The following is a 17,247-nucleotide window of genomic DNA, read 5'->3' on the forward strand; positions in this document are numbered from 1 at the left end:
AACGCTATGGCGCAGGGTGGTCACGACACGCCGCGCGTCGTCTGCGGGGTGGTCGCGACACGCCGCCGCGGCCGTCCCAACTCGGCGTGTCGTGACCACCCGCTCGGGAGCCGGAGGGCGGAGGGGCGCGGATGCGGATGCACGGGCCCGCTCAGCGGCGGAGCGTGCGCGGGTCGAGGCACGTCGACCAGTAGCCCTCGAGCTCGATGGGGCGCAGCTGGGCGAGGCGCGCCCGCTCGCGGACCTCGTCGGCGAACGCGACGATCGCCTCGCGCCTGCCGCGCAGGTGCTGCTTGGCGAACCGACGCGTGCGCCACCCGAGCGCCGCGGGTGCCTCCAGCCGGTCGAGGTCACGTGCGGCCTGCCGCGGGTCGGTGAAGTGCTGCTCCCCGTCGTACTCCCAGGCGCACCGCAGCTCAGGCCAGCCCCCGTCCGGTCGCATCAGGAAGCGCTTGCCCTCATCGAAGATCGAGAAGTTGAGCTCGGTCGTCGGCATGCCGAGCTCGCCGAGCACGAGCCGGAACTCCGTCTCCATGGGCGACTCAGCGCCCACCCGGCAGTCGAGCACCGCGCGTCGCGCCGCCGCGCTGCCGCGCGTGGCGGAGCGCCGCCGGCAGTGCTCGAGGAGGTCCTGGGGCGTGATGCGGGCGTCGCCGCGCTGGTGTGAGACGAGCCAATCCGCGACCGCCACGAGCGACGCGTGATCGAGCAGCGCCGCGAGGTGGATGAACACGTCCGCCGGCGCCTCGACGCGCAGCCCGTCGACGATCACGGTGTCGGCCCGCAACCGATGCGCGATCATCCCGGGTCGCCGCATGCGACTGCCGGCGGTCGGGGCCGCGACGTGGATGCCGTCGCCCACCAGCACCAGGGGCAGCGGCATGCCGTGGATGCGCGCGGCAGTGGTATGCGAGAAGAAGTGGTCGTCGCGCGCGACGAGGGCGAGCGCAGCGAGGAGCGTCTTCGCGTCGACCAGCTCGCGCAGCGCACGCACGCCGCGGGTGGGGATCACGAAGTTGCGGGCGCGCAACTGCCGGTCCCGCATGCCCTTGGCGCGGGCCTCTGCGACTCGGAACAGATGAGGGCCGTCCACGGGCGCATGGTGCCCCGCCCGAAGGGGTCGCCGTCACGCATCCGATCGCCCCGGTGGAGAACCACGCGCCCCGTCGCATCCGCTCCTGCCGGCGGGTGGTCACGACGCGCCGCGCCGGCCCAACGCCTACGGCGCGTCGTGACCACACGGGCGGACGAGCGCGGCGTGTCGTGACCACCCCACGCGCGAGCGCGGATGGGGGAGGCGGGGCGCGGCGGCGAGGCGTCGGAGGGAGGGTGCTGGCGCGCGTACCCTTGACGCCATGCCTGCGCAGGTCAGCATCATCATGGGATCGGACTCCGACTGGCGGGTCATGGAGGCGGCGAAGGTCGCGCTCGATGAGCTCGGCGTCGCCTCCGAGGTCGACGTCGTGTCCGCGCACCGGACCCCGCAGAAGATGGTCGACTTCGCCCGCGGCGCTGCCGACCGCGGCGTGCGCGTGATCATCGCCGGCGCCGGCGGGGCCGCGCACCTGCCGGGGATGGTCGCGTCGATGACGCGCCTGCCCGTCATCGGCGTGCCGGTGCCGCTCGACCGCCTCGACGGCCTCGACAGCCTGCTCTCGATCGTGCAGATGCCCGCGGGCATCCCGGTCGCCACCGTCTCGATCGGCGGCGGCCGCAACGCCGGCATCCTCGCCGCGCGCATCCTCGGCTCGAGCGACCCCGCCGTCGCCGAGCGCCTCGACGCCTTCGCGGCCGACCTCGAGCAGCAGGTCGACGCCAAGGCGCAGGCGCTCCGCGACCGCGTGGACGCGGGCGCATGACGCTGCTGGAGACCGGCACACCGATCCGCCACCCGGCGGTCGACCGCCCGGAGGTCATGCAGCGGCGCGGCTGGTGGCTCGTGGGGGTCGGCTTCCTGCTGCCCGGCAGCGCCCAGGTGCTCGCCGGCAATCGCCGCCTCGGCCGCTTCGGCATCGGCGCGACCATCGTGCTGCTCGTGCTGCTGCTCGTCGCCGCGGTCGGATGGTTCGCCTGGCGCAGCGCGCTGCTCACCGTGGTCGCGAACTCGATCGGCCTGCTCGTCGTCGAGGCGCTGCTCATCGGCTACGCGATCCTGTGGCTCGTGCTCGGCTTCGACACCCTGCGGCTCGCGCGGCTGCCGAAGGTCGCGGGCGGCGCCCGCGCGGGCATCGCCGCGCTGTCGATCATCGCGACGATCGCGCCGGCGGCGCTCGCGGGCTACGGCGCGACGATCGTCGACGCATCCCGGGGCCTCGTCTCGGACCTGTTCGACTTCGCCCGGCCCGCGGTCGAGCCGGTCGACGGCCGCTTCACGTTCCTGCTGCTCGGCGGCGACGCCGGCGAGGACCGCCAGGGCCTCCGTGCCGACTCTATGACCGTCGTGACCGTCAACGCCGAGACCGGCGCAGCGACGATGATCGGCGTGCCGCGCAACCTGCGCAACGCGCCCTTCTCGGAGGGCTCGCCGATGTGGGGGCCGTACCCGAACGGCTTCGACTGCGAGTCGAGCGACTGCTACCTCAACGGCACCTACACCTACGGCGAGGGGCACCCCGAGCTCTACCCCGACGCCGTCGCGAACGGGTCTAGCCCGGGCATCGAGGCGACGCGCGACGCGGTCGAGGGCGTCACCGGCCTCGAGCTGCAGTTCTTCGTGCTCGTCGACATGCACGGCTTCTCCGACCTCGTGGATGCGCTCGGTGGCGTCGAGCTGACCGTCACGGACCGGGTGCCGATCGCGATCGAGGGCGGCCCGGTGGAGGAGTGGATCGAGCCGGGCGTGCAGCGCATGGACGGCTACCACGCGCTCTGGTACGCCCGCAGCCGCGCCGGCTCCTCGGACTACGCGCGCATGGAGCGCCAGCGGCAGGTGCAGGAGGCGGTGATCTCGCAGTTCACCCCCGAGACGCTGCTGACGAAGTACTCGCAGCTCTCCGCCGCAGGCCAGGACATGGTGCAGACCGACGTGCCGCAGTCGATGATCGGCTCGCTGTCGGAGCTCGCCCTGCAGACGCGGCAGCTGCCCATCACGAACCTCGAGCTCGTGCCGGACTCCGGCGTCAACACCGGCGATCCCGACTTCGACCAGATCCACGCGATGGTGCAGGCGTCGCTCGCGGAGGCCGACGCGATCGTGCCGCCGACCGGGACGCCCCAGCCCTAGGAGCGCGCGCGGCCGTCAGTCGCCGTGCTGCTCGAGCAGGTCGCGGGCGATGTCGATCGCGCCGCGCGAGAAGCGCGCGTAGCGCCCGGCCGCGACGCCGCGCAGCACCCCGGACACCCGCAGCAGCCGGGGGCGGGGGAGCGCCGCGCGGTCGCGCTCGTGGCGCGCCTTCTCGACGAGCGCCTCGAGGTCGGCGCCGCTCGCGAGCCCGCGACGGGTCGCCTCGGTCGCGAGCGACGTCGCCCGCTGGGCCTTCAGCGCGTGCTTGCCGGAGTCGGCCTCGAGCACCCGCCGCAGCTTGTCGGCGGCCCCGAGCCGGCGCACGCCGATCTGGTTGCCGCCGTGCTGGCGGTAGTCGATCGTCTGCTCGGGCACGAACCGCACGCCGTCGCCCAGCGCGGCGCACATCGCGAGCCACTCGTCGTGGATCCAGCCTGCTGGGATGGGGAGCGCCGCCATCGCGGCGCCGCGCCGCACGATCGCGGTGGCGCCGGTGACGAGGTTGCGCCGCAGGAGCGCCTGGACGGCGCGCCCGTCGGCCATCGCCGCGCACTCCCACGCGCTCATCTCGAGCGAGTCGGCGAGCGTCGCGCCCAGCGGGGCGCCGTCGGCGTCGACGAGCCGCGCGTCCGAGTGCACGAGCGCGACGCCCTCGAGGTGCGGCAGCAGGCGCTCGAGCCGGTCGGCGTGCCACACGTCGTCCTGGTCCGAGAGCGCCACGACGTCGCCGGTGGTCGCGGCGATCGCATCCGCGAAGTTGCCCGCGACGCCGAGCGCGACCGCGTGGTGCCGGATGCGGATCGGCACGTCGGTCTCGGCGGCGACCGCCCGCACGATGTCGAGCGTGCGGTCGCTGGACGCGTCGTCGCCGACGACGATCTCGGCGACCGGCACCGTCTGCGCGAGGATGCTGCGCAGCTGCTCCTGGATCCAGCGCTCGCCCTGGTGGGTGCAGAGCGCGACCGAGACCCGCACGGTCACAGCTCCGCGTGCAGCCGCCACACCTGCTGGGCGGCGGCCTCCCACGTGAACGCCCGAGCGCGGTCCATCGCGTGCATCGCGAGCCGCTCGCGCTCCGCGTCGTCCGCGAGCAGCCGCCCGAGCGCCGCGGCGAGCTCGTGCGGGCCGCCCTCGACGGGCACGCTCGCGTCGCCGGCGATCTCCTGCAGCGAGCGGTTGGCGGGATGCACGGTGGCCGTGCCGAGCGCGGCGGCGTCGAGCAGGCTGAGGCCGAGCGCGTCGAGCTCGGAGACGTGCAGGTGGGCGAGCGCGCGGTGGTGCGCGATCGCGAGCTGCGTCGCGTCGAGGTCGCCGAGCATCACGAGCCGCCCGGGCGGGAGCCCGGCCTCGACCGCCATCGCCGCGAGCGTCGACTCGCCCCACTGCACGGGCCCCGCCACGACGACCCGCACATCCGGCATCGACGAGCTCGCGACGGTCTCGATGAGCGCCTCCGCCTGCCCGCGCGCTCCGGGCGCCGTCATCGCGAGCACGTACTCGTCGGGCAGCGGCAGGGTGCTCGAGGCGCCCCGGTCGGCGGGCAGCGACTGCGCGACGATGGGCGCCGGGTGCACGACGCGCACCCGGTCACCGAGGTCGTGCAGCAGCTGCAGGTCCTCGGCGACGGCGGTCGACGGCATGACGATCCCGTCGGCGCGGCGGAGCGCCCGCCGCAGCGCGCGGTCGAACCAGCGCTGCTTGCGCTCGGAGCGGTCGGAGAGCGGGTGCAGGCCGTGCACCGTGACGGTGACCTGGTCGCCCGGCTCCGGCTCGCGCACCATCGGCGCCAGCAGGCTCGTCGAGTGCACGAGGCCGCGCACCGGCAGCGTCGTGAGCGAGTGGAGCCACGCCTGCCGCAGCTCGCGCGCGGGCATGGCCGTCTGCCGCAGCTCGCCGATGCCGGGGAGCAGCTCGCGGATGCGCTGCTCGCGGCCGTCGCTCACCTTGGCCGACATCGCGGCGACGTCGAAGCCCGACGGCGCGGTCGTGGCGAGCGCGTGCGTGAGCGCGGCGGCGTAGCGGCCGACGGTCGTGGGGCTGCGCTCGCCGACCTCGTCGAGCACCACCGTGAGGCGGCCGTTCACAGCGCTGCCCGCTCCTTGAGCGGCTCCCACCAGCTGCGGTGGTCGCGGTACCACTGCACGACGTCGGCGATGCCCTGCTCGAACGGCACCTGCGGCGCGTAGCCCAGCTCGTCGGCGATCTTCGTCGCGTCGACCGCGTAGCGGCGATCGTGGCCCTTGCGGTCGACCGCCGGCTCGACGGCCGACCAGTCGCGCCCGGTCGCCTCGAGCAGCAGCTCGGTGAGGCGGCGGTTCGTCAGCTCGGTGCCGCCGCCGATGTTGTAGACTTCGCCGGGGCGGCCGCCGGTGAGCACGAGCGCGATGCCGCGGCAGTGGTCGTCGACGTGGAGCCAGTCGCGCACGTGCTCGCCGTCGCCGTAGAGCGGCACGCCCAGGCCGTCGATGAGGTTCGTGACGAAGAGCGGCACGAGCTTCTCGGGGAAGTGGAAGGGCCCGTAGTTGTTCGAGCAGCGCGTGATGCGCACGTCGAGGCCGTGGGTGCGGTGGTACGAGCGGGCCAGCAGGTCGCTGCCGGCCTTCGACGCCGAGTAGGGGCTATTCGGCTCGAGCGGGCTCTGCTCGGTCCACTCGCCCTCGTCGATCGAGCCGTACACCTCGTCGGTCGAGACGTGGATGAAGCGACGCACGTCGTGGCGGAGGGCCGCGTCGAGCAGCCGCTGGGTGCCGACGACGTTCGTCTCGACGAAGATCGACGCGTCGCGCACCGACCGGTCGACGTGGCTCTCGGCCGCGAGGTGGACGACGGCGTCGACGCCCGGCATGATGCGGTCGAGCAGGCCGATGTCGCGGATGTCGCCGTGCACGAACGCGTAGCGCGGATGCCCGGCGACCGACGCGAGGTTCGCCGGGTTGCCGGAGTAGGTCAGGGCGTCGAGCACGGTGATCGCCGCGCCCTCGAGCCCGGGCAGGCGGTGCTCGAGCGCCATCCGCACGAAGTTCGAGCCGATGAAGCCGGCGCCGCCGGTCAGGAGGATCTTCACGAGGAGGCTGGCCTAACGGTCGAGGTCACGTCCGGCCGAGTCTAGCCGTCGCGCACCCGGCGTCAGCGCGTGCCGAAGTCCAGCACGTAGTACCAGGAGCCGTTCGAGCCGCGGTCGATGCCGATGCCGATGTGCGTGAAGCTCGCCCGCTCGATGTTCAGCTTGTGCGCCGGGGACGCCATCCAGGCGCTCATGATGCGCGCGGCGTCGGGGCTCGAGCCCATCGTGCGGCCGACGTTCTCGCCCCAGCCGCGCAGCGAGCACGCGCGCGCCTCGGCGGTGAGCGACGGGTTGTGCGCGGAGCCGGTGAGGTTCCCGGCGGCCATCGCGCTCGCCCAGCCGCCCGCCATCCGCGAGAGGCAGCCGTCGAGCGCGAGCGGTGCCCGTCCGGCGGCGGCGCGCGCCGCGTTGATGCGGTCGAGCAGGTCGGAGGCGGAGGCGTTGAGCGCGGCGCACGGCACGAGCTCGGCGGCGACGGGGGAGACGGTGTTCACGCCGCCCAGCACCGTCGTGCCGGTGCTCGCGATGCGGCGCTGCTCGGCGGCCACGGAGCCGCTCGTCGCGCAGCTCGGGTCGGTGAGGTAGAGCGACTCGCCGCGGATGCCCGCGTAGACCGCGCCGACGAGGCCATCGGGGAAGTCGGCGCCGCTCGTCAGCACGAGCTGGCCGCCACTGCCTGTGCGGGTGAAGGCCTGGTTGATCTGCACCGCGGTCTCGTAGCGGTCCGCGCCGGGGAAGCGGTCGACCGCGCGCCCCGTGCTCGCGAGCATCGACTGCACGTCGGCGCTGACGCTTCCCGTGCTGCCCGGGATGTGGAAGCGCTGCACGCCGCCGATCCGAGCGGTGACCTGCTGCCGGAACCCGGCGTCGGCGCCGAGGGTGAGCACGAGGGCGTGGCCCTCGCGCGCCGCAACGGCGCCGGCGGCGAGCGCGTCCGGGAAGCTGTAGCCGCTCGCGACCCAGATGTCGGTGACGGCCGCGCCCTCGTCGCGCATCCGGTCGAGCAGCAGCATCGAGGTCGCGACGCGGTCGGCGCCGCCGATGCGGGTGACGGTGCGCGCACCGGTCGCGGCGGCCTGCGCCGCGACGTCGGCGGAGAGGGACGCCTCCGAGCCGATGAGCACGATCTCGCTGGGCGCGAGCCTGCGCAGCTCGTCCTGCACGATCTGCGGGATGCCCTCCGGGCGCACGAGCAGGAGGTGCGCGTCCTCGGCCGCGGCGACCGGCGCGGCAGCGAGCGCGTCGGGGAACGCGGTGCCGGATGCGAGGAAGACAGTGTCGGTCGCGGGGAGGCGCTGGGAGGCGAGCACGCTCGTCTCGAAGCGGTCGTCGCCGTCGAGGCGGGCGGTGGCGGCCTGCGCTGCGGGCGCGGAGCCCAGCAGGGTCGACGCGACCAGGCCGATCGTGGCGATGGCGGCAAGTGCATAGCGCACGATGGGCTCTCCTCGTTCGTGACACGCGGGGGACAACTGCAACAGCCTCTCGGCTGTTTCCCAGCCGTGTCAAGTACTGCGCATGAGATCGCTATCGTGTCGGCATGCCCCCATCGCTGCTCGCGCGCTCGCGATCGACCGCGCGGCGGGCCGTCGCGAGGGTGATCGGCGTGCCGCTGCACGAGCACCCGACCGCAGCCCAGGACGACCGGCCCTCGCCCGCGCTGCTGCGCGAGATCGCCGCGCTCCGGCGGTCGAACCTGCTCTCCCGCGCGCGCGTCGTGGACCCGGCGGGCGAGGCGGTCGTCACCATGACGACGCACGGCGATCGCATCCGCCTCGCCTGGGTCGCGCTCGAGTCGATCGCCCGGGGCGATCGGCTGCCGCGTCGGCTCGTGCTGTTCCTGGACGAGCCGGAGCTCGCCCGTCCGCTGCCCGCGCCGCTGCGGCGGCTGCAGCGCCGCGGCCTCGAGATCCTGCCCGCGGCGCCGGGCCTGCGCGTGCACGCGAAGTACTGGCCCCACGTCGTGAGCACGGCGCGGCACGAGCTGCCGCTCGTCGTCGGCGACGACGACATGATCTACCCGCGCCGCTGGCTGCGCGTGCTGACGGATGCGCACCGCGCGCGGCCCGAGCTCGTCCACGGCTTCCGCGTGCACGAGATGCAGTGCGCCGACGGCGCGCTGCGCCCGTACCACCTGTGGATGCCGGCGAGCGGGACGGCGCCGAGCTTCGCGCACTTCGGCACCGGCGTCTCGGGGCAGATCCTCCCCACGGCGCTGCTCGACCGCCTGCACGAGCGCGGCGAGGCGTTCCTCGAGCGGTCGCCGCGCGCCGACGACGTCTGGATCAACGCGACGGCGGTGGGCCTCGGCATCCGCACCGCGCAGGTCGAGGAGCTGGCCAGGAACTTCCCGTTCGTGCCGGCGACGCAGGCCACCGGTCTCTATCAGCTGAACGTCGCGGGGCGTGAGAACGACCGGCAGCTGGCTCGATCGCTCGAGCCCGCCGACGTCGCGCGCATCTGCGCCGACTTCGCGACGATCCAGGCGGCGCGCGAGGGCTGAGGCAGCGCTCCGCCTGGGCGGAGCCCGACGCTCCGCCTGGCCCGCGGGTTAGACTCGCTCGGACGCGGCCGGGTGGCCGCAGAGGGGCAGGGCACGTGCGCGGCATCATCCTGGCTGGCGGCTCGGGCACGAGGCTGTGGCCGATCACGAAGGGCATCTCGAAGCAGCTGATGCCCATCTACGACAAGCCGATGGTCTACTACCCGCTGTCGACGCTCATGATGGCCGGCATCCGCGAGGTGCTCGTGATCACGACCCCCGAGTACAACGAGCAGTTCCGCGCGCTGCTGGGCGACGGCTCCGGCCTCGGCATGGACATCCAGTACGCGGTGCAGCCCTCGCCCGATGGCCTTGCCCAGGCGTTCATCATCGGCGAGGAGTTCATCGGCGACGAGTCGGTCGCGCTCGTGCTCGGCGACAACATCTTCCACGGCACGGGCCTCGGCTCGAGCCTGCGCGCACACGCGGAGGTCGATGGCGGCGTCATCTTCGCCTACCAGGTGGCCGACCCCACCGCCTACGGCGTCGTCGAGTTCGACGACGACTTCAAGGCCATCTCCATCGAGGAGAAGCCGGCCGAGCCCAAGAGCGACTACGCCGTGCCGGGCCTCTACTTCTACGACAACGACGTGATCGAGATCGCGAAGACGATCGAGCCCTCCGCCCGCGGCGAGCTCGAGATCTCCACCGTCAACGAGCGCTACCTCGACGCCGGCAGCCTGCAGGTGCAGGTGCTCGACCGCGGCGTCGCCTGGCTCGACACCGGCACCTTCGAGTCGATGATGCAGGCGAGCGAGTACGTGCGCGTGATCGAGGACCGCCAGGGCTTCAAGATCGGCTGCATCGAGGAGATCGCCTGGCGCGCCGGGTGGATCGACGACGAGCAGCTCGAGCGCCTCGCGCAGCCGCTCGTGAAGAGCGGGTACGGCCGCTACCTCGTGCGGCTGCTCGAGCGGGAGCGCTCGCGCGCCCGCAGCTGAGCCGAGCCGCGGGCTCGGCTCACCAGACGCCGAGCAGCAGCATCCCGGCGAGCGCGATCCGCTCGGAGCCGCGCCGCCGGAGGCTGCCGATGCCGCGGAGCAGCGCGAGCCGTGCGCGGGCGTCGCCGCGCTCGAGCAGGGCGGCGAGCGCCGTGAGGCGCGCGCGGTGCTCGCCCTCGGCGACGCGCGACGCGATGCGCGCCACGACCGCGGCCTCGCGCCGGAAGCCGCCGGAGCGCATCCGTCGCAGCCGCGTGCGGGCCTGCGACCAGCCGAGGTTCGCGCCGGTGTCGTTCGCGGCGTGCTGCCGGTAGTCGATGACGGGCGCCGGGTCGATGTGCCAGCGCATGCCGGCGGCGCGCACGATCGCGTAGACGAGCCAGTCGTGGATCGGCGCCGCGTCGGCCTCCGGGTCGGTGCGCACGACGTGCCGCACGAGGTCGAACGCGGCGGGGGAGAGCACGAAGGTGCAGCCCGGTCCCGCGCTCTCGAGCACGAAGTCGAGCGAGCGCTGCGGCTGGGCCTTGTCGAGCAGCACCCGGCGGTCGTCGTCGTAGACGGCGATGACGTTCGCGCTCACCGCGTCGGCGGTGCGCAGCTGCTCGAGCTGGGCAGCGAGCCTGCCCGGGTTCCAGACGTCGTCCTGGTCGGAGAACGCGATCGCCGCGGCGCCGTCGACGGGCGCGTCGCGGATGAGCCGCAGGAAGTTGGCGTGGGCCGAGCCGTACGCGCCGGGCGGCAGCTGCAGGATGCGCGGGTCGGCGGCCAGCTCGTCGAGCAGCGCGGGGGTCGCGTCGGTCGACCCGTCGTCCGAGACGACGATGCGCACGTCGACGCCCTGCTGGGCGAGGATCGAGTCGACCTGCTCGCGGAGGAAGTCGGCGCCGTCGTGGGTCGCCAGCAGCACGACGACGAGCGGTCGATCCGGCACGGCACCTCCCAGGCAGCGCCCGCGCGCGTGCCGCGGGCCCGCCCAGCCTAGCCGCTGGCGCGCGGTCGGTACCCTGGAGGGCGGCGCGAGCGATTCGCGTCGGTGAGCGAGGTCCCTTTCATGCGCAGAGCGGTGTTCTTCCTGGTCTACGACCCCGACGGACTCGTCGGCGAGCACGTGACCCACCACCTGCGGGCGCTGCGGCCGCACGCCGACGAGATCGCCATCGTCTCGAACTCGGCGCTCACGACCGAGAGCCGCGTCGCGCTCGAGGCCGTCGCCGACAGCGTCTGGGAGCGCGAGAACACCGGCTTCGACGTCGGCGCCTACCGCGACATCCTCGAGCGCCACGGCGATCGCATCGCCGACTTCGACGAGATCGTGCTCATGAACTACACGTTCTACGGCCCGATCGGCTCGTACGAGGAGCTCTTCGAGCGCATGGACGCGTCGGATGCCGACTTCTGGGGCGTGACCGACCACGCCGAGGTGCGACCGCATCCCTACACCGGCACGGGCGTCATGCCCCGGCACATCCAGTCGCACTGGATCGCGGTGCGGCGCCGCATGGCGACGAGCGACGCGTGGCGCGAGTACTGGTCGACGATGCCGGTGATCGACTCCTACGAGGCCTCGATCATCCAGCACGAGTCGCGGTTCACGAGCTGGTTCGAGGAGCGCGGCTTCCGCTCCGAGACGGCCTTCCCTGCCTCCGACTACGGCGCGCAGCACCCGGTCTTCGACGTGCCGACGCAGATGATCGACGCGGGCCTGCCGATCGTGAAGCGCCGGCTGTTCTTCCACGACCCGCTGTACCACGACAGCCTCGCGGTCATGCCGCGCGACGTCGAGGACCGGATGCGCGCTGCTGGCTACCCGATGGAGCTCGTCTACCGCGACATGGCGCGCACGTCGAAGCCCCGCGACCTAGCGACGAACCTCGCGACGCTCGAGATCATGCCCGACGTCGACACGGGAGACGCCGACGTCTCGGGGCTCCGCATCGGCGTGCTCGCGCACCTCTACTACGACGACATGCTCGACGAGATCCTGGCGCAGGCGGCCAACCTGCCCGCGGGCTGGACCCTCATCGCGACGACCGACACCGACGAGAAGCGCGCCCGGCTCGAGGCGGCGCTCGAGGCGGCCGGACGCACGGGCGACGAGGTGCGGGTGGTCGGGTCCAACCGGGGTCGGGACGTGTCCGCGTTCCTGCTCGGCTGCCGCGACGTGCTGCTGTCGGACCGCTTCGACCTCGTCGTGAAGCTGCACTCCAAGCGCAGCCCGCAGAACGGCGCGGGTCCCGCAGCGCACTTCAAGGCGCACCTGTTCGAGAACCTGCTCGGCTCGCCGGGCTATGTGCGCAACCTGCTGCGCCTGTTCGAGGCGCGGCCGGGGCTCGGCATGGTGTTCCCGCCGATGATCCACTCGGGCTTCCCGACCATGGGGCGCGGCTGGTTCGCCAACCGCGAGCCGGCGGCGCAGCTGGCCGCGCGCCTCGGCATCCGCGTGCCCATCGACGACCGCAGCCCGCTCGCGGCGTACGGCTCGATGTTCATCGCCCGGCCCGCGGCGCTCCGGCTGCTGCTCGACGCAGACTTCGCGTGGGAGGACTTCCCGACCGAGCAGGGCTACGAGGACGGCGGGCTGCCGCACACGCTCGAGCGCCTGTTCGGCTACGCCGCGCTCGGCGCCGGCTTCGAGGTGCGGAACGTGATGACCACGCGCAACGCCGCGGTCAGCTACATGCGGCTCGAGTACAAGCTCGACGCGATGTCGCACGGCGTGCCCGGTTGGCCGCTCGAGCAGATCGCCTGGGTGCAGGCGCACGTGCGCGGCTCGCACGGCATCGCCGGCATCAAGCGCGCGATCGCCGACGCGAGCCCGGGCACCGCCCGCGCGCTGCTCGTGCCGCTGCGCGCCGCGCGCGTCGCCCGCCGGGGTGCCCGACGGGTGCTCGGCCGGTGACCGCCGTCACCCTCAAGGAGTCGTTCGACCCACGCGCGAACAGCATCGGCTTCATCCGCTGGCTGCTCGCGTTCGCGGTCATCTTCAGCCACGCGGGTCCGCTCGGCGGGTTCTACGGCGGCCACGACCTCGGCTCGCAGATCTCCGACGAGCAGTCGCTCGGCGGCGTGGCCGTCGCCGGCTTCTTCTTCTTCTCCGGCTTCCTCATCACGCTCTCGCGCATGGGCCGGTCGACGATCTTCCGCTACATGTGGCGGCGCGCGATGCGCATCTTCCCCGCGTTCTGGGCAGCGCTGCTCGTGACCGCGTTCCTGTTCGCGCCGATCGCGTGGACGCTCGAGACCGGCTCGATCGACGGCTACTGGGATGCGCCGACGCAGTCGCCGTTCACCTACTTCCTCTCGAACGTCTGGCTCATGCTCGGCCAGCGCAACATCGCCGAAGCCGGCTCGACCCTGCCCTACGCGCAGCTGCACGGCGGCTACGACTGGAACGGCTCCGCCTGGACGCTGCAGTACGAGTTCTTCGCGTACATCATCGTGGGGCTGCTCGGCCTCGTCGGCGTGCTCGCGTACCGGTGGCTGACGACGCTGTTCGCCACCGCGATCCTGCTGCTCAACGCGCTGCAGTGGTCGGGCGCGGGCGACGTCGCCGCGTGGTTCCCGATCTTCGCCGACCCGTTCATGCTGATGTTCCTGGCGCCGTTCGCCTTCGGCATGCTGTTCGCGATGTGGCAGCACGTCATCCCCATCGACGACCGGCTCGCGCTCGGGGCGCTCGCGCTCGCGATCGCCTCCTACGCCTTCGGCGGCTGGAACATCTGGGGGATGCACGCCTTCTCGTACTTCCTCATGTGGTTCGCCGTGCGCGCGACGAAGCTGCAGCACTGGGAGAAGCACGGCGACCTGAGCTACGGCGTCTACATCTTCGCCTGGCCGCTCATGCAGCTCGGCGCCGCCGCGGGCCTCCACACCCTCGGCTGGTTCGTCTACCACCTCGTGATCATCGTGGTGGTGCACGTGCTCGCCTTCGGCTCGTGGCACCTCATCGAGAAGCCGGCGATGAGCCTCAAGAATTGGACGCCGCGCTGGCTGCGGCGCGTGCTCGACCGCTGGGTCGACCCGGCGTGGAACCGGCTCGCCGACGGGCTCGTCGACCCGCGGTTCTCCTCGACGCCGCGCGCCGCGCGCCGGCGGGCGGAGGTCTCGGCGTGAGCGCGCTGCGGGAGCTGCCCCCGGACCAGGAGGTCAAGCCGTCGCACTGGTCGCGGCTCCGGCTCGTGCCGCTCATCGTGCTGTTCCTGCTCGCGGCGGTGGCGCTCGCGGGCGGCTACATCTGGAAGGCGACGAACCCGTACGGGGTGGCGCTGCCCGAACCCACTGCCGCGCCGGGCGAGCCGCTGCCCGAGGCCTGCACGCCGGCGTTCGAGCGCGAGGGCGCGAGCGACGCCTGGACGGCCGACCCGGCGGCGGCCGAGGCCGCGTTCGAGGCGCACGACGCCGACCTGCAGGGCTACTACGTCGAGGGGGAGGGCGGCCACCTCCTGCTCGGCGAGCCGCACTCCGAGAACATCTCGCAGGCGCTCGGCCGCTTCCAGCTGACCGCCGACCGGGTCGAGGCGTGGAACGGCTACCTCTCGAACATGCGCGCGACGCTCGAGGCCGATGGCCGCGAGCTGCTCGTGCTCGTCGCCCCCGCGAAGTGGGAGACGGTGCCGGAGGCGCTGCCGGCGTGGACAGAGGGGCTGCTCGGGCCGACCGTGCTCGACCAGCTGCTCGCCGCGCACCCGGAGCTGCCGATCGTCGACGTGCGCGCGGCCATGGAGGCCGCCGACGACGAGACCCCGCTGTACAGCCCGCTCAACAGCCACTGGACGGACTTCGGCGCGTGGGTCGCGTTCGACGCGCTCGCCGGCTGCCTGCGGCAGGCGTCGCCGGCGCTCGCCGACGTCGAGGCGCCCGCCGTGACCGGTGTCGAGCGCACGACCGACCACAGCGAGTACGGCGCCGCCGGCTGGACGGGGGAGCCCGGCGAGGACTGGACCGTGCCGGTCTACGCCGAGCCGGCCTCCGCGATGGAGGTCACGTACGCCGACGGGTCGACCGAGACGCTCGAGTCGACCGCGCAGCTCGACATGCTGCAGCTGCCCGCGACCACCCGCACGGCCGACGCGTCGACCGACCACACCGCGCTCGTGCTGCGCGACTCGACCGGCAACGGCTTCGGCCCGCCGCTGCAGGCCGCCTTCGCCGAGACGATGCAGGTCGTCCACGCGCTCGACCGGCCGGCCGACATGCCGGATGCGCCGGCGCTCGCCGCCGAGATCGACGCGGATGTCGTGCTGCTCGTCATGACCGAGCGGTACCTCGCGCTCGTCCCCGGCGTCGGGCCCGTGCCGTGAGCCAGGGCCCCGACGGCGGCCGGTGGCTGACGCCCCGGTGCTACCCTGATCCATCGTGCGCGCGCTCCAGGGCGCCCTACGGAGGACGATGACCAAGACCCAGCCCAGCCCGCGCGCAGCCGAGCGGGAGATCACGTTCAACCTGCTCAAGAACCTCACGCTGCGCGAGATCCGGGCGGAGTACAAGCGCACCGCGCTCGGCCGCGTCTGGTCGCTCATCAACCCGCTCGCGCAGATCGCCGTCTACTCCATCGTGTTCGGCCTCATCCTGCAGGTGGCGGTCGCGCCCGGCGAGAACTCCGGCATCCAGTCCTTCCCCGCCTGGATCGGCGTGGGCGTGATCGCGTGGGGCTTCATCTCCGGCTCGATCTCGGCGGGCATGGGCTCGCTCATGAGCAACGCGGGGCTCCTGACGAAGGTCTACTTCCCGCGCTGGGTGCTCGTGGTGTCGACGGTGCTCGCGAAGGCGTCCACATTCGCGACCGAGCTGCTCGTGCTGCTCGTCATCATGCTCGTCATCGGCGGCCCGGCCGTGCTGCTCTACGCCGTGCTGCTCGTCCCGCTGCTGCTGCTCACCTGCGTCTTCGTGCTCGGCATCGCGCTGCTGCTCTCGGTCGCGAGCATCTACTTCCGCGACCTGCAGCACCTCTGGACGATCCTCGCGCAGGTGTGGATGTACGGCTCCGGCGTCATGTTCTCGGTCGACATCGTCCGCAACGCCGAGCAGACGCTCGAGGCGCAGTCCGGCACGTCGCTGCCGCTCGTCACCCTCTTCCAGCTCAACCCGGCCGAGCGGTTCCTCACGGCCTACCGCGACGTGCTGTACGACTTCACGGTGCCGGGCCTGGACATCTGGCTGCAGCTCATCGCCTGGTCGGCGATCTCCCTCATCATCGGCTCGCTCGTCTTCCGCAAGCTCGCCCGCAACATCGTCGAGGAGATCTGATGAGCGAGCCCGCCGTCAGCGTCGACCACGTGTCGAAGCACTTCCGCGTCTACTCCGACCGCAACCAGTCGCTCAAGGCGACGGTGCTCTCGGGCCGCCGCGCCAAGTACCAGTCGTTCGAGGCGCTCAAGGACGTCACCTTCGACGTGCCGCAGGGCACGACGTTCGGCCTGCTGGGCCGCAACGGCTCGGGCAAGTCGACGCTGCTGAAGTGCATGGCGCGCATCCTCAACCCGAACTCGGGCTCGATCACGACGCGCGGCCGCGTGGCGGCGATGCTCGAGGTGGGCTCCGGCTTCCACCCCGAGCTCTCGGGCCGCGAGAACGTCTACCTCAACGGCTCGATCCTCGGCATGTCGCGCCAGGAGATCGACCGCAAGTTCGACCAGATCGTCGACTTCTCCGGCGTCGAGGCGTTCATCGATCAGCCGGTGAAGAACTACTCGTCCGGCATGTACGTGCGCCTCGGCTTCGCGGTCTCGATCCACGTCGAGCCCGACGTGCTGCTCGTCGACGAGGTGCTCGCCGTCGGCGACATGGAGTTCCAGGACAAGTGCCTCGACAAGTTCGCGCAGTTCCGCGACGAGGGCCGCACGGTCGTCGTCGTGAGCCACGGCGTCGAGCAGATGCGCAGCTTCTGCGACCAGGCGGCCTGGCTCGACCACGGCACGCTGCAGGCGATCGGTGACGCGTCCGACATCGTCGACCGCTACTCCGACGTCGGCCACGGCGCCGAGGAGGCGGCCGGCGGCGGCAAGCGCTACGGCACCGGCGAGATCCGCATCGACGACATCCACCTCCTGGACGCCGAGGGACAGCCGATCGAGTCGGCCCCGACCGGCTCCGCGGTCGCGCTGCGGCTGCGCTACACCGCGCGCCAGCGCGTCGAGCGCCCGGTCTTCGGCGTGAGCCTCGCGACCGCGGGCGGCAAGCACCTCTGGAGCTACGACGGCATCGCCGCCGGCGCGGTGCCCGACAGCATCGACGCGGGCTCCGGCTCGCTCGACATCCGGATCGACCGCCTCGCACTCATGCCCGACCTGTTCGACGTGAACGCCGACGTCAAGGACCACCACAAGACGCGCACGTTCGACGCCCTCGAGCGCTCGCTCCGGTTCCAGGTGACGAGCGGCTCGCCGCGCGCCGCCGGCGGCTCGATGGTGCTCGACGCGTCGATGACGATGCCCATGACCGAGAGCTGATCCGGCAAAGTTCTTCTAGAGGCAACCTCCTC

15 protein-coding genes are annotated in these 17,247 nt (G+C 72.7%); 9 read left to right on the plus strand and 6 right to left on the minus strand.

What is annotated here, in order from left to right; genetic code table 11:
• Positions 1-151 precede the first annotated feature (151 nt).
• Positions 152-1,093, minus strand: coding sequence for a putative endonuclease domain-containing protein (locus tag ABIB37_RS08250; RefSeq protein WP_354259063.1), 942 nt, complete (start codon positions 1,091-1,093; stop codon positions 152-154).
• A 262-nt stretch (positions 1,094-1,355) separates the two neighbouring features.
• Here ABIB37_RS08250 and purE point away from each other — a divergent pair, with 262 nt between their 5' ends.
• Entirely contained in the window at positions 1,356-1,859 is a 504-nt protein-coding gene (gene purE / locus ABIB37_RS08255; RefSeq protein WP_354259066.1) for a 5-(carboxyamino)imidazole ribonucleotide mutase, read from the plus strand.
• On the plus strand, positions 1,856-3,223 hold the full coding sequence (locus ABIB37_RS08260) for an LCP family protein (RefSeq protein ID WP_354259068.1): 1,368 nt from the start codon (positions 1,856-1,858) through the stop codon (positions 3,221-3,223). The genes purE and ABIB37_RS08260 overlap by 4 nt, the downstream gene beginning before the upstream one ends.
• Before the next feature lie 15 nt (positions 3,224-3,238).
• Here ABIB37_RS08260 and ABIB37_RS08265 read toward each other — a convergent pair whose 3' ends face one another.
• From ABIB37_RS08265 to ABIB37_RS08280, 4 genes are all read right to left on the minus strand, one after another.
• Entirely contained in the window at positions 3,239-4,204 is a 966-nt protein-coding gene (locus ABIB37_RS08265) for a glycosyltransferase family 2 protein (protein WP_354259071.1), read from the minus strand.
• A complete protein-coding gene (locus ABIB37_RS08270; RefSeq protein WP_354259074.1) occupies positions 4,201-5,307 on the minus strand; it encodes a glycosyltransferase family protein in 1,107 nt (368 codons plus the stop codon). Before ABIB37_RS08270 ends, ABIB37_RS08265 begins: the two co-directional genes overlap by 4 nt.
• Complete coding sequence (rfbB, locus tag ABIB37_RS08275) at positions 5,304-6,287, minus strand: dTDP-glucose 4,6-dehydratase (RefSeq protein WP_123696066.1); 984 nt, start codon at positions 6,285-6,287, stop codon at positions 5,304-5,306. The genes ABIB37_RS08270 and rfbB overlap by 4 nt, the downstream gene beginning before the upstream one ends.
• Positions 6,288-6,349: 62 nt before the next feature.
• On the minus strand, positions 6,350-7,720 hold the full coding sequence (locus tag ABIB37_RS08280) for a cell wall-binding repeat-containing protein (protein ID WP_354259077.1): 1,371 nt from the start codon (positions 7,718-7,720) through the stop codon (positions 6,350-6,352).
• A gap of 104 nt (positions 7,721-7,824) precedes the next feature.
• Here ABIB37_RS08280 and ABIB37_RS08285 point away from each other — a divergent pair, with 104 nt between their 5' ends.
• The gene (locus tag ABIB37_RS08285; RefSeq protein ID WP_354259080.1) at positions 7,825-8,787 is read left to right on the plus strand and encodes a hypothetical protein; all 963 of its coding nucleotides are present in this window, start codon (positions 7,825-7,827) and stop codon (positions 8,785-8,787) included.
• Between the two features lie 95 nt (positions 8,788-8,882).
• A complete protein-coding gene (gene rfbA, locus ABIB37_RS08290) occupies positions 8,883-9,767 on the plus strand; it encodes a glucose-1-phosphate thymidylyltransferase RfbA (RefSeq protein WP_123696063.1) in 885 nt (294 codons plus the stop codon).
• 19 nt (positions 9,768-9,786) lie between these two features.
• Here the strand turns inward: rfbA and ABIB37_RS08295 are convergent, their stop codons facing one another.
• Positions 9,787-10,698 carry a glycosyltransferase gene (locus ABIB37_RS08295; RefSeq protein WP_354259083.1) on the minus strand — a complete coding sequence of 304 codons (912 nt, stop codon included), beginning with the start codon at positions 10,696-10,698 and terminating at the stop codon, positions 9,787-9,789.
• Positions 10,699-10,818: 120 nt separating this feature from the next.
• Between ABIB37_RS08295 and ABIB37_RS08300 the strand changes: the two genes are divergently transcribed.
• The 5 genes from ABIB37_RS08300 (at position 10,819) to ABIB37_RS08320 (ending at position 17,215) form a co-directional block, all read left to right on the plus strand.
• Positions 10,819-12,666, plus strand: coding sequence for a rhamnan synthesis F family protein (locus ABIB37_RS08300; protein WP_354259085.1), 1,848 nt, complete (start codon positions 10,819-10,821; stop codon positions 12,664-12,666).
• Positions 12,663-13,880: an acyltransferase family protein gene (locus ABIB37_RS08305; RefSeq protein WP_354259088.1), complete on the plus strand. Its 1,218-nt coding sequence runs from the start codon at positions 12,663-12,665 to the stop codon at positions 13,878-13,880. The genes ABIB37_RS08300 and ABIB37_RS08305 overlap by 4 nt, the downstream gene beginning before the upstream one ends.
• A complete protein-coding gene (locus ABIB37_RS08310; protein WP_354259091.1) occupies positions 13,877-15,067 on the plus strand; it encodes an alginate O-acetyltransferase AlgX-related protein in 1,191 nt (396 codons plus the stop codon). The genes ABIB37_RS08305 and ABIB37_RS08310 overlap by 4 nt, the downstream gene beginning before the upstream one ends.
• A gap of 88 nt (positions 15,068-15,155) precedes the next feature.
• Positions 15,156-16,013, plus strand: a complete 858-nt coding sequence (locus tag ABIB37_RS08315; RefSeq protein WP_354259094.1) for an ABC transporter permease — start codon at positions 15,156-15,158, stop codon at positions 16,011-16,013.
• Positions 16,013-17,215: an ABC transporter ATP-binding protein gene (locus ABIB37_RS08320; protein WP_354259097.1), complete on the plus strand. Its 1,203-nt coding sequence runs from the start codon at positions 16,013-16,015 to the stop codon at positions 17,213-17,215. The genes ABIB37_RS08315 and ABIB37_RS08320 overlap by 1 nt, the downstream gene beginning before the upstream one ends.
• The last annotated feature ends 32 nt before the right edge of the window (positions 17,216-17,247 follow it).

The sequence above is a fragment of the Agrococcus sp. UYP10 genome (genome assembly GCF_040547205.1).
Taxonomy (GTDB): Bacteria; Actinomycetota; Actinomycetes; order Actinomycetales; family Microbacteriaceae; genus Agrococcus; species Agrococcus jenensis.